Source organism: Streptomyces sp. NPDC048196, assembly GCF_040652715.1.
Taxonomy (GTDB): domain Bacteria; phylum Actinomycetota; class Actinomycetes; order Streptomycetales; family Streptomycetaceae; genus Streptomyces; species Streptomyces siderophoricus.
Genome location: NZ_JBEZMM010000009.1, coordinates 116,191 through 128,802, shown reverse-complemented (window position 1 = coordinate 128,802; position 12,612 = coordinate 116,191). Strand labels below are relative to the sequence as shown.

Genomic DNA, 12,612 nt, shown 5'->3' with positions numbered 1-12,612 from the left:
GCCCCAGGAGAAGAAGACCCCATGAGCACCACCGTCCTCGCCGCCGGCAACCACTTCATCCGCCCGGGCCTGTTCGCCGAGGCCGTGCGCGCGGCCGCCGGGGACACCCCGCTGGACATCCGCGAACTGCGCTACGACTGGCCGCACACCCCCTTCGGCCCGGTCGGAGAGGTCATCGAGGCCTCCGGCACCGAGGACGAGATGATCGAGGCACTGCGCGGCGTCGAGATCTGCGTCACCGAACACGGCCCGCTCACCGAACGGATCCTCGCCCACTGCCCCGACCTCAAACTGTTCTGCACCAGCCGCGGCGGCCCGGTCAACGTCAACCTCGCGGCCGCCACCCGGCACGGCGTCCCGGTCTGCCACGCCCCCGGCCGCAACGCCACCGCCACCGCCGAGCACACCCTCACCCTGATGCTGGCCGCCGCCCGCGGCGTCGGCGACACCCACACCGACCTGCGCCGCGGCGTCTGGCGGGGCGACTACTACGACTACGACCGCTGCGGCATCGAGATCGACGGCGCCACCGTCGGCCTGATCGGCTACGGCGCCATCGGCAGCCGGGTCGCCAAGGTCCTCACCGCGATGGGCGCCCACGTCCTGGTCCACGACCCCTACGTCCGTCCCGAGGCGCTGGCCGGCGTCGCCGAGCAGGTCACCCTCGACGAACTGCTCGGCCGCTCCCGCATCGTCTCCCTGCACGCCCGGGTCACCGACGAGACCCGCGGCATGATCGGCCGCAAGCAGATCGCCGCGATGCGCCGTGGTGCGATCCTGGTCAACTGCGCCCGCGGCGCGCTCCTCGACTACGACGCGGTGTGCGACGCCCTGGACGCCGGGCAGTTGGCCGGCGCGGCCTTCGACGTCTTCCCCGAGGAGCCGCTGCCGGCCGGTTCCCGGCTGCTGACCGCCCCCGGCGTGGTGCTCACCCCGCACATCGCGGGCGGCAGCCAGGAGGTCGCGCACAAGGCGGCCCGGATCGTCGCCGAGGAGGTCGGCCGCCACCTGCGCGGCGAGGCGCTGGTGCACTGCGCCAACCCTGAGGTCCTCCAAGGCAGTTGAGGAAACTCCACGGCATGCGAGAAGGCCACCACCTCAAGGGTGGTGGCCTTCTCGCGTCCTTCCTCGCCGGGTCCGGCTCAGCGCCGCCGGACCAGCGGGAACGGCAGCGTCTCGCGGATCGACAGACCGGTCAGGAACATCACCAGTCGGTCCACGCCGATGCCCAGACCACCGGTCGGCGGCATCGCGTACTCCAGGGCCTGCAGGAAGTCCTCGTCCAGCTCCATCGCCTCCGGGTCACCGCCGGCCGCCAGCAGCGACTGCGCGGTCAGCCGCCGCCGCTGCTCGACCGGGTCGGTCAGCTCCGAGTAGGCGGTGCCCAGTTCGGTGCCGAACGCGACCAGGTCCCAGCGCTCGGCGAGCCGCGGGTCCTTGCGGTGCTGCCGGGTCAGCGGCGAGACGTCGGTGGGGAAGTCCTTGTAGAACGTGGGGAGCTGGGTCTTCTCCTCCACCAGGCGCTCGTACATCTCCAGCACGATGTCGCCGCGGCCCATCTCCGGCTTCACCGGCACCGCCGCGGCACCGCACAGCCGGCGCAGCCGGTCCACCTCGGTGTCCGCGTCGACCTCCTCGCCGAGCGCCTCGGAGATCGCGCCGTAAACGGTCTTGACCGGCCAGATCCCCGAGATGTCGTGCTCGACGAGCTTGCCGTTGGCGTCCGCCTTGCGGGCGGTGGCGCTGCCGAACGCGGAGATCGCCGCACCCTGGATCAGCTCCCGGGTCAGGTCGAGCATCACGTCGTAGTCGGCGAACGCCTGGTACGCCTCCAGCATCGTGAACTCGGGGTTGTGCTTGTACGAGATGCCCTCGTTGCGGAACGTCCGCCCCATCTCGAAGACCTTCTCCATACCGCCCACACACAGCCGCTTCAGGTACAGCTCCGGCGCGATGCGCAGATACAGGTCGAGGTCGTAGGCGTTGATGTGGGTGTGGAACGGGCGGGCGTTGGCGCCGCCGTGGATCTGCTGGAGCATCGGCGTCTCGACCTCCAGGTAACCCCGGTCGATCAGCCCCTGCCGCAGTGCCTGCACGGCCGTGCTGCGGGCCCGTACGGTCTCCCGGGCGTCCGGCGAGACGACCAGGTCCACATAGCGCTGGCGGACCTTGGCCTCCGGGTCGGACAGTCCGCGCCGCTTGTCGGGCAGCGGCCGCAGGCACTTGGCGGTCAGCCGCCACTGCGTGACGAACACCGTCAGCTCACCGCGGTCGCTGGCGCCGATCTCGCCCTCGGCCTCGACGTGGTCGCCCAGGTCGATGTCCGACCCGAACCGGTCCAGCAGCTCCTTGCCGGTGCCGTCCCGGGTCAGCGCGATCTGCAGGTCACCGGACCAGTCCCGCAGTTCGGCGAAGAGCACACCGCCGTGGTCGCGGGTGCGCAGCACCCGGCCGGCGATGCTGACGGACTTGCCGGTCCGGACCCCGGCCGCGAGTTCCGGGTGCTCGGCGCGGACCTCGCCCAGGGTGTGCGTGCGCACCACGCCCACCGGGTACGGGTCGGTGCCGTCCGCCCGCAGCCGCTCCAGCTTGCGGTGTCGGACCCGCACCTGCTCGGGCAGCGCGGCCAGCTCCCGCTCGTGCAGCTCCTCCTCGGTGGCCGGCGGCGCCTGGACCAGCCCGAGCTCGTCCAGCGACGGCAGGCCGGCGGTGCTCGCCGGGGCCAGCATCCGCTTCTTGTGGCCCTTGCCCCACAGCTTGCCCAGGCTCGGTACGGCCACGAAGCCCTCGGCGATACCGGAGGCCAGGCCGATCCGGGCCAGCGCGCCGGCGTCCGCGTAGCACAGGAACCGCGGGTACCACTCGGGGTTGTACTTGGCGTTGGAGCGGTACAGAGCCTCCAGCTGCCACCACTTGGAGAAGAACAGCAGCAGCCGGCGCCAGAACTTCAGCACCGGGCCGGCGCCGATCCGCGCGCCCTCCTCGAAGGCGGAGCGGAACACCGCGAAGTTCAGCGAGATCCGGCGCACCCCGAACGACCCGGCCTGGGCGCAGAGCCGGGCCACCATGAACTCCATGACGCCGTTGGGCGCGGTGCGGTCGCGGCGCATCACGTCCAGCGAGATGCCGTCCGGGCCCCAGGGGACGAAGGACAGCAGCGCGATCATGTTGCCGTCGCCGTCGAACGCCTCGGCCAGCAGGCAGTCCCCGTCCTCCGGGTCGCCGAGCCGGTCCAGCGCCATCGAGAAGCCGCGCTCGGTCTCGGTGTCCCGCCAGGCGTCCGCCCGGTGGATGACCTCCTGCATCTCCTCGTCGGTCAGCGCGGAGTGCCGGCGTACCCGGAAGCTCGCGCCGGTCCGCTCGACGCGGTTGACGGCCTGGCGGGTCACCCGCATCTCCCGGCCGTCCAGGTCGAAGTCCTTCACGTGCAGGATCGCCTCGTCGCCGAGCTGGAGCGCGCCCAGCCCGCTGCGGGCGAACGCCTTGGCGCCGCTCTCGCTCGCACCCATCACGGCTGGCTGCCAGCCGTACCGTCCGGCGACCTCCAGCCAGGCCTCGATCGCCTGCGTCCACGCCTCCCGGTCACCGACCGGGTCACCGCTGGCCAGGCAGACGCCGGCCTCGACGCGGTAGGTGACGGCGGCCTTGCCGCTGGCGGAGAAGACGACGGCCTTGTCGCGGCGGGTGGCGAAGTAGCCGAGCGAGTCCTGGCTGCCGTAACGCTCCAGCAGCGCCCGGATCCGGGCCTCCTCGTCACCGTGCAGCGCGGCCTCCATGCGCTGCGAACGGAACAGCGTCAGGGCCGCGTTCAGCAGCGCCAGCGCACCCAGCAGGCCGAGGACGGTGCTGGTCCAGTGCGGCGGATGGCCCTCGACCAGCCGGCCGCCGACCAGCCCGCCGCAGACCCGGTTCGCCGCCCACAGCAGGCGGTTGCCGCCGCCGGCCTCCAGGGTGCCGGGCGCCAGCGTCACCAGACCCCAGCCGATCAGCACCGCCACCACGAGCCCGCCGATCAGCACCCCGATGGCGCGCAGGAACGCACCGCGCCGGGTGATCGCGTAGAACTCGCGGTGCGAGACCAGCAGCAGCACCAGCGCACCGGCGCACAGCACCAGCGAGAAGGCGAACTCCCAGTAGCCCGCGGCCAGGAACAGGGCGTCGGCCAGGGTGACCAGCACCATGTAGGCGACGACGAACCACAGTGCCACGCGTTTGCGCGCGGTCATCGCCGCGGCCAGGAGGAAGAGGAACACCGCGTAGGCGAAGTTGGGCTGCACCGGGATGGTGAGCGTGTCCAGCCAGTAGATCACCGGATGGAGTCCGCGCCGGAGGGGCCCGATCAGCGCCGTCAGGGCGCAGAAGAGCCCCAGCACGCTGAAGATGATGGCGAAGCCGTTCGGGACGCGGCGCCGGAAGCGCCGCCACCCCGTGAGTTGATCCTGGTCCTGCACGGTGCTCATTCCGTCACACTAGGCTCTGAAAGGGGTCAGCTGCTCGACGCGAGGGTGCGGTTCCCCGCCCACCGGCCATGGGCTCGGCATTCCAGTCTCCGATCCCGATGGTCGTATCGTCTTTCCCTCGTACGGAGGATGCGGTGACTGTACTGGGTTCACCCACCCGGACCTTGCCACAATCCCGCTCCGTAGCCGAGTCGGTGCATGTCCGGCCGATCGTGAAGTTCAGGTGAGGGTCCTGCGCGACGTGACGGCCGCCGCCGGAACCCGCCCCGTCCGGCGCGACCACCGGTGCGTCGAGCCGGGCCGCCGTCGCGGTCGTCAGTGACTCCTTGGCCGCGCCGAGGCCGCCTTGGCCGTCCTTCGTCCGGGCGAGGACGGAGTACCGGGTGTCCGGCGCGGCCGGCGCGCGGGCGGTCCATACGGTTCCGCCGCCGCCGAGACCGCCGGGCAGCCGCCGCCCCCGGGGATCGGAGACCGTCACCTCGGTCAGCACCCCGCCCTCGGCGGTCACCCGCAGCCGGTCGCCGGCCCGGACGGTCCGGGTCCCGTTCGCCGCGCCCAGCGTCACCCGCACCGCAGCGCCCTGGGCGCCCGGCGCCGGGCCGCCGCATGCGGTGAGCGTGCCCGCGCCGACCACCCCGGCGAGGGCCAGCGCGGTGCGCCAGGGCCTGCGGCGGGGGGAGGGGCGAAGGGGCATGGGTGTCCGTCTGGGGTGAGGGAGGGCGGAGATGTCGGCCGCTAAGACGGGCAATGCTGCGACTCCGTTGCGGGGAGTGAGGTGATCCACGTCACGACGGCCGGGTCTCCCCCTGCCCGGTGACCCGTAGTGAACACCCGGATGGAGCATCGGGCCGCGAACCGGACATACCCCGAAATACGCCAAACTGGCCACCCCTTGCCGTCCGTTCGGGCGGCGGTTGAGGAGGTGTGCGTCCCATGGCTATTTCCATCTCGGTCGTGCTGCTGCTGCTGACCCTGACCGTGATCTTCCTGCGCAGCGGAAAGCTCAAGTTCTCGCACGCCCTCGTGTGCGCCCTGCTCGGCTTCTACCTCGCGAGCAGCAGCCTGGCCCCGGACATCCACCAGGGGCTGGCCGGCGCCGCCGACGTGGTGAGCAGCGTGCGCCCGTGACCCTGGCGGCCTACCGGAACCTCGCGGTCGCCACCCTCGGCTTCACGATCACCTTCTGGGCGTGGAACCTCATCGCCCCGCTCGGCAACGCCTTCAGGAGCAGCCTCGGCCTGACCCACCTCCAGGTGTCGGCCCTGGTGGCGATGCCGGTACTGGTCGGCTCCCTGGGCGGGGTTCCGGTCGGCGCGCTCACCGACCGCTATGGCGCCCGGGTGATGTTCCCGCTGGTCTCGACGCTGACCATCGTGCCCGTGCTGCTGCTGATCCCCGCCAAGCACTCCTACGCCGCCCTGCTCGGCACCGGCTTCCTGCTCGGCCTGGGCGGCACCACCGTCGCCATCGGCATCCCGCTCGTCAACGCCTGGTTCCCGCCCCGCAAACGGGGGCTGGCCCTGGGGATCTTCGGTATGGGCATGGGCGGCATCGCCCTTTCCGGCTATCTGACCCCCCGCATCCACCGCTACGACGAGAACCTGCCCTACCTCGTCGTCGCCGTGGGGCTCGCCCTCTTCGCCGTCGTCGGCGCCCTGATGATCAACGACCACCCGGGCCGGCCGGTGCCCGAGGCCTCGCTCGCCACCCGGCTGGGCCGGGCCGGCCGGCTGCGCGTCACCTGGGAGCTGGCCGCGCTGTACGCGATCGGCTTCGGCGGCATCGTCGCGTTCGGCGTCTACCTCCCCACGTACCTGCAGACCTGGTACCACCTCGACGCCGCCGACGCGGGCACCAAGGCGGCCGGCTTCGCCCTGGTCACGGTGGCCTTCCGGCCGGTCGGCGGCTGGTGCGCGGACCGGCTGCACCCGGCCGTCGTCACCGCCTGGGCGCTCGGCACGGTCGCCGTGCTCGCCGTCGTCCAGGCCTTCGACCCGCCGCTGGACCCGGTCGGCACGGTCGGCTTCCTCGTCATGGCGGCCGGCCTCGGCGCGGCCGGCGGCTCGGTCTTCGCCCTGGTCTCCCGGGTGACACCACAGCCCCGGGTCGGCGCCGTCACCGGCATCGTCGGCGCCGCCGGCGGCCTCGGCGGCTTCGTCCCGCCGCTGGTCATGGGCGCCGTCTACAGCGCCAAGGGCAGCTACTCGATCGGTTTCCTGCTGCTCTCCGACCTGGCGCTGGCCGGCTGCGCATACGCCGTCGGCCGCATGCGCACCGCGGGAGCCGGGCGCGCCGGGACTGCGTAACCGCCGGGCGGGCGTGACCGGCGGCGGGCCCGGGGCCGAGCAGTTCCGGCCCCGCTCCGATCCGTACCTGTGGGCCGGATCGCGGACCTGACCGCGCGCCGTGACACGCTGCACCGGCTCGCCGACGGCGACCGGGCCCTGCTGCCGGACCGCGCCTGCGCGATCCTGGACCGGATGGCCGGCCTCGGTCTCGGTCCCGACTGCGTGGCCGCGCAACGCGAGGCCCTGGTGCCGGAGGGCTTCGACGGCTTCCTGACCCAGCTTGAGCACGGGCTCGACGACCACGGGTACATCGAGCTGATCCAGCGCGGCCGGGAGGCCGAGACCTGGGAACCGGACGACCCGAGGATCGACGAGCTCGCGACCGCCATGGCCGACCACTACCCAGCCCACCCCACCCTGCTGGGCAATCCACCAGCCTGCGGGCCTGGACCAAAGCTTCCGCCCAGTACCGGCTGATCAACCACCACCGCGAGGACCAGGCGCCGGTCTCGGCCCGGCTGACCGCGCTCACCGAGACCACGCTCCGCTCCGCAAGGCGTCACCGGCCCGCGCCGATGAGGGCGACACTCACCCGAAGGAGAAGATCCCCACGCCGTTCGCCACCGGGCGCTCCGCCCCGCCCGACGGATGGTTGCGGACCACGACCCCGTCGCCGGTGCCGTCGTCGGTCACCAGCGTCGAGGACCCACCGCCGTCCAGATTCATCGCCTCCTCGGATCCCAACTCCGCCATGAGGGCGCCCAGTTCATTCACCGTCAGGCCGGTCTGACCGCGTGCGCCGTCCAGCGCCAGCAGGTACAGCACCCGCCCGCCGGGCGCGATCCCCGCGGCGGTCCGCACCGCCACCGCGACGGTGTCCAGCCCGGCCACCGGCCGGCCGTCCCGGACGATCGGGAAACCGCCCACCGCGAACCGCAGCGGCACCGGCCCCTCGCCGGCCAGCCGGTAGCCCACCCGCAGCGGCTCGCCGAGGTGCAGCTTGCGCAACTGCCGCGCGCCCTCCTCCCGACCCACCAGCACCACGCTCCCCGCCGCCACCCCGCCGGCGCCCGGCGTGTCCTCGATCGCCGTCACCCGGCCGTACCGGACCGTCACCTCCGCGGTGTCCGTGCTGCACGGCGCCGCCCGCTCGGTGTCCGTCCCGCAGACGGCCCGCTCCCGGGACGCCGGACCCCACTGCGGGGTGTACGCGCCGATGCCGTCCACCGGCAGCGCGTACTGGTTGAGCCCGCGCAGCGGCAGCCCGCCCTCGGGGGTCAGTGCGACGCCGTGCAGGGTGAGCCGGTCCAGCCGCGCCCGGCGGTCGTAGCCCACGCCGAGGACGTCCTCGGTACTGGCGCCCGGCGGCAGTACGGGACCGAAGCGCTGCCCGTCGGGGACCGCCGCCTTCAGCTGGCGGCCGGAGACCACGGCCGGGCCGTCCGGGGCGCCGGTGGCCGCCACGCCCGGGTGCTGGGTCTCGGTGATGTGGAAGAAGTCCCCGTTGACGGCCGCCACCGCGCCCCGCGCCGCGGCCAGCCGGGACACCGGCGCCCGGGCCCCGACCACGCCCGGGTACAGCAGGTCCACCGACACCCGGGGATCGCCCAGATCGACCGTCAGCAGATGCCCGTGCACCACCCCGCGCGGCAGCGTCATCCGGAACTCGCCGTACGCCACACCGGGCGCCACCGGCAGGGCATCGGAGCGGGTGAGGGAGGTGCCCGCCGCGGTGGCCGGGGCGCCGCCCGCCATCCCGCCGCCGGCCAGCACGCCCGACACCACCAGCACCGTCAGTACCACGCGAACCCGACCGAATCGCTGCTTCACGATTGCCCCTGACGTCACGTCAATTGCACCGGGTACCGGAGACGTTCACCGCGCCACGTGCACACGGCACGCCCCACTATGGACCGTTCACTATGACCTGGAAATGTCATGAATCGGTACACCCGCGGAACGGCCGTCGTGTCGCCCGGTCATCTTCTGTGCCGCCAGGAGGCCTCGGTGACCAGCTGCAGATAGCGCGCCCAGTCCCAGTACTCGCCCGGGTCGGTGTGGTCGGAGCCGGGCACCTCGACGTGGCCGATGATGTGCTCGCGGTCCTTGGGGATCCCGTAGCGGTCGCAGACGGCGGCGGTGAGCCGGGCGGAGTGCTCGTAGAGGGTGTCGGTGAACCACGTCGGGTCGTCGATCCAGCCCTCGTGCTCGATGCCGATGCTGCGGGTGTTGTAGTCCCAATTGCCGGCGTGCCAGGCGACGTTGCGCTCGCTGACGCACTGGGCGAGGTGGCCGTCGAAGGAGCGGACGACGTAGTGGGCGGCGGCCTTGTGCGCGGGGTTCTGGAACAGCCGGAGGGTGTCCTCGTAGGTCTCCTGCGTCACATGGATCACGACCATCTCGATCGGGTACTGGTCCGGGCGGCGCGCGGTGGTGAAGTTGGACGTGCTGGCCGGGATCCATTCGACCGGGGGGTAGCCGTTGCCGCCGTGCGGTGTCCGGGGGTGCGGGTCGGCCAGGGCGGCGGACGCGGTGACCGGGGCGAGTGCGGCGGCAGCGGCGAGTGCGGCCGCGCCGGAGAGCAGATGCCGGCGGGCGGGGCGGGGGTGGCGGGGCTCCATGTGAACTCCTGACAAGACCGAGGGTGGTCGCGTACATGTCACGCACATGCGATGCGTTCATCATGCGCAACCGGGCAGGTCCTGCCAAGGGCATGGCCGGGCCGCCAATGGCTCGACCAAAGGCGGTAACGGTGCAGGTCACGAGCCGGGACGCACCTGATCGGCCGTCACCCGGGTGCCGTGCCCGGGCCCCTGGAGGGACGGACCCGGACGCGGCACGGACGGCGGTGCGCCGCCGGTTCAGTGACCGATCTCGACGTCCTCCAGCACGCCCAGCGCGTCCGGCACCAGCACGGCCGCCGAGAAGTACGCGCTGACCAGGTAGTTGATGACCGCCTGGTCGTTGATGCCCATGAAGCGGACGGACAGGCCGGGCTTGTACTCGTCCGGGATGCCGGTCTGGTGCAGCCCGATCACGCCCTGGTTCTCCTCGCCGACGCGCAGGGCCAGGATCGAGCTGGTCTGGTCCGGGGTGATCGGGATCTTGTTGCAGGGCAGCAGCGGAATGCCCCGCCAGGCCCGCACCTCCCCGCCCTCGAACGGCACGGTGCAGGGGTAGATCCCCCGGGCGTTCCACTCCCGCCCGATGGCGGCGATGGTGCGCGGATGGGCCAGCAGGAACTGCGTCTTGCGGCGCCGCGAGATCAGCTCGTCGAGGTCGTCGGGGGTGGGCGGTCCGTTGCGGGTGTGGATGCGCTGCTTGAGGTCGGCGTTGTGCAGCAGCCCGAACTCGCGGTTATTGATCATCTCGTGTTCCTGGCGCTCGCGCAGCGCCTCCACGGTCAGCCGCAGCTGCTGGTCCAGCTGGTTCATCGGCCCGTTGTAGAGGTCGGCGACCCGCGAGTGCACCTTCAACACCGTTTGTGCCACATTGAGTTCGTACTCCCGCGGCGTCAGTTCGTAGTCCGCGAAGGTGCCCGGCAGCACCGGCTCGCCGACATGGCCGGCGGCCAGCTCGATGGCCGCCTCACCGTGCTTGTTCTGCGCGGGCGCCAGCGCGGTACGGAACGCCTCGATGTGCGCCCGCAGGGAATCGGAATCGCCCAGCACCGCCTCGAAGTCACTGCGGTAGAGGGTCAGTGCGGTCACCCGGGTCACCGCACGCACGGAGTGCTCCCACTCCGCGTCCGCGGACAGCAGCGCCGCCGCGCCGATGGCATCACCGTCGGCCAGCGTGCCCAGGGACGTCTCGTCGCCGTACTTGCCGGCGCCGAGCCGGTCCAGCTTGCCGTGCGCGATCAGGATGACCCGGTCGGTCGGACCACCCCTGCGGGCCAGCACATCGCCGGGGGCGAACTCCCGCTGTACGAAGCGGCCGGCCAGCGTCTCCAGGGTCAGGGCGTGGTCATAGCCGCGCAGCGGTGCCAGTTCGCGCAGCTCGGCCGGGATCACCCGGACGTCGGTGCCGGTCGAGACGAACTCGATCCGCCCGTCGCCGAGGGTGTGCGTCAGTCGGCGGTTGACGCGGTAGGTGCCGCCGGAGACCTGGGTCCACGGCAGGATGCGCAGCAGCCACCGGGAGGAGATCCCCTGCATCTGCGGCACGGTCTTGGTCGTGGTCGCCAGATTGCGGGCTGCGGCGGTGCCCAGGCTGGACGGATTCTGCTCGACCTCGGAGGGCTGCGGGCCGGACGTCGGGTCCACCGATGTGGTCATGGAAGAAGCTCACCTGTTCTGTCGGTGCTGCGCTGGGCCGGTGCTACCGGGTGCGTGCGGATACGTGCGGATGCGCGTGCTGTCGTGCTGTGCCTGCGGCGGCCGGTCAGTGGCCGATCTGCACGTCTTCCAGCACGCCCAGCGCATCGGGCACGAGAATGGCCGCGGAATAGTAGGCGCTGACCAGATACTTGAGGACCGCCCGGTCGTCGATACCCATATAGCGCACCGACAGCCCCGGCTCGTATTCATCGGGAATTCCGGTCTGCTGCAGACCGACCACGCCCTGCTTTTCCTCGCCGGTGCGCAGCAGCAGAATCGAGCTGGTGCGTTCCTTGGTGACCGGAATCTTGTTGCACGGGAAGATCGGTACCCCGCGCCAGGACGGCAGCGAATGCCCCATGAAATCCACCGCGGTCGGATACAGCCCGCGGGCACTGCACTCCCGGCCGAAGGCGGCGATGGCCTGCGGATGGGCGAGCAGGAAGCCCGGGTCCTTCCAGACCGTCGCGAGCAGCTCGTCGAGGTCGTCGGGGGTGGGCGGTCCGGTGCGGGTGTGGATGCGCTGCTTGAGGTCGGCGTTGTGCAGCAGCCCGAACTCGCGGTTGTTGATCATCTCGTGTTCCTGGCGCTCGCGCAGCGCCTGGATCGTGAGCTTCAGCTGCTCCTCGACCTGGTTCATCGGGTCGCTGTAGAGGTCGCCGACCCGGCTGTGCGTGCGCAGCACGGTCTGGGCCACGCTGAGTTCGTACTCCCGCGGCGCCGCGTCGTAGTCGACGAAGGTGCCGGGCAGGGCCGGCTCGCCCTGGTGCCCGGACGCCACCGCGACCGCCGATTCGCCGCTGTCGTTCGCCGGCCGGGAGGCGGAGCGGTCGGCCGTCGCCAGATGCTCGCGCAGCCCGGGGGAGCGGTCGATCACCTCCTGGCCCGCCGGGCGCGGCAGCGCCATGACCGTCACCCGGGTCACGGCCCGGTAGCTGAACTCCCAGGTCGCTTCCTCGGCTTCGAGCGGACCGGTGCCGAAGTGGTCACCCCCCGCCAGCGCTTCCAGCACCGTCGCGTCGCCGTACTTGCCGGTGCCGATGCGGTCCACCCGGCCGTGCGCGATCAGGACCAGCCGGTCGTCCGGCGTGCCGGCCTCGGCGATCAGCTCGCCGGGCGCGTACTCGGTCTGTGTGAACCGCTCGCCGAGCGCCGCCAGCACCTCCTGGTCGGTGAAGTCCCGCAGGGCGGGCAGTTCGCGCAGTTCCTCCGGGATGACCGAGACGTCGCCGCCGTTGATGTCGAAGTCGATGCGCCCGTCGCCGACGGTGTAGGTCAGCCGGCGGTTCACCCGGTAAGTGCCGCCCGACACCTGCACCCAGGGCAACAACCGCAGCAGCCAGCGGGAAGTGATTCCCTGCATCTGTGGGGCGGTTTTGGTGGTGGTCGCCAAATTCCGTGCGGCGGTGGTACTCAGGCTGGAATTCTGGGATTCTTCCGCACTGCTGGGATGCGATTCGTCGGCAATCGTCACAATGCCACCTGTCTCATGGGAGGGTGCGATGCGGGACTGCCCAGGAAGCGATGCGCAGCGGTTTCTCGGCA

Annotated in this window: 10 protein-coding genes; 4 read left to right on the top strand and 6 right to left on the bottom strand. The window is 71.8% G+C overall.

The genetic code is table 11. The features are described 5' to 3' along the window. The first annotated feature begins 21 nt into the window (after nucleotides 1-21). Nucleotides 22-1,065, top strand: a complete 1,044-nt coding sequence (locus AB0E02_RS13130) for a 2-hydroxyacid dehydrogenase (protein ID WP_362138331.1) — start codon at nucleotides 22-24, stop codon at nucleotides 1,063-1,065. A 77-nt stretch (nucleotides 1,066-1,142) separates the two neighbouring features. Here the strand turns inward: AB0E02_RS13130 and lysX are convergent, their stop codons facing one another. Both lysX and AB0E02_RS13120 read right to left on the bottom strand, forming a co-directional pair. Further along, the gene (gene lysX / locus AB0E02_RS13125; RefSeq protein WP_362138328.1) at nucleotides 1,143-4,460 is read right to left on the bottom strand and encodes a bifunctional lysylphosphatidylglycerol synthetase/lysine--tRNA ligase LysX; all 3,318 of its coding nucleotides are present in this window, start codon (nucleotides 4,458-4,460) and stop codon (nucleotides 1,143-1,145) included. Nucleotides 4,461-4,464: 4 nt separating this feature from the next. Beyond that, the gene (locus tag AB0E02_RS13120) at nucleotides 4,465-5,154 is read right to left on the bottom strand and encodes an Ig-like domain-containing protein (RefSeq protein WP_362138326.1); all 690 of its coding nucleotides are present in this window, start codon (nucleotides 5,152-5,154) and stop codon (nucleotides 4,465-4,467) included. Between the two features lie 239 nt (nucleotides 5,155-5,393). Here AB0E02_RS13120 and AB0E02_RS13115 point away from each other — a divergent pair, with 239 nt between their 5' ends. From AB0E02_RS13115 to AB0E02_RS13105, 3 genes are all read left to right on the top strand, one after another. Beyond that, nucleotides 5,394-5,588, top strand: a complete 195-nt coding sequence (locus AB0E02_RS13115; RefSeq protein ID WP_261954615.1) for a hypothetical protein — start codon at nucleotides 5,394-5,396, stop codon at nucleotides 5,586-5,588. Then, nucleotides 5,585-6,766, top strand: coding sequence for an MFS transporter (locus AB0E02_RS13110; protein ID WP_362138322.1), 1,182 nt, complete (start codon nucleotides 5,585-5,587; stop codon nucleotides 6,764-6,766). The genes AB0E02_RS13115 and AB0E02_RS13110 overlap by 4 nt, the downstream gene beginning before the upstream one ends. A 69-nt stretch (nucleotides 6,767-6,835) precedes the next feature. Next, nucleotides 6,836-7,225: a hypothetical protein gene (locus AB0E02_RS13105; RefSeq protein ID WP_362138320.1), complete on the top strand. Its 390-nt coding sequence runs from the start codon at nucleotides 6,836-6,838 to the stop codon at nucleotides 7,223-7,225. Nucleotides 7,226-7,336: 111 nt separating this feature from the next. Here AB0E02_RS13105 and AB0E02_RS13100 read toward each other — a convergent pair whose 3' ends face one another. From AB0E02_RS13100 to AB0E02_RS13085, 4 genes are all read right to left on the bottom strand, one after another. Continuing rightward, on the bottom strand, nucleotides 7,337-8,578 hold the full coding sequence (locus AB0E02_RS13100; protein ID WP_362138318.1) for a phosphodiester glycosidase family protein: 1,242 nt from the start codon (nucleotides 8,576-8,578) through the stop codon (nucleotides 7,337-7,339). A 149-nt stretch (nucleotides 8,579-8,727) separates the two neighbouring features. Next, nucleotides 8,728-9,369, bottom strand: a complete 642-nt coding sequence (locus tag AB0E02_RS13095; RefSeq protein WP_362138316.1) for an N-acetylmuramoyl-L-alanine amidase — start codon at nucleotides 9,367-9,369, stop codon at nucleotides 8,728-8,730. 240 nt (nucleotides 9,370-9,609) lie between these two features. Further along, nucleotides 9,610-11,025, bottom strand: a complete 1,416-nt coding sequence (locus tag AB0E02_RS13090) for a family 2B encapsulin nanocompartment shell protein (protein ID WP_362138313.1) — start codon at nucleotides 11,023-11,025, stop codon at nucleotides 9,610-9,612. A gap of 106 nt (nucleotides 11,026-11,131) precedes the next feature. After that, nucleotides 11,132-12,544 (bottom strand): family 2B encapsulin nanocompartment shell protein, encoded by a 1,413-nt coding sequence (locus AB0E02_RS13085; protein WP_362138456.1) that lies wholly within the window; start codon nucleotides 12,542-12,544, stop codon nucleotides 11,132-11,134. Nucleotides 12,545-12,612 lie beyond the last annotated feature (68 nt).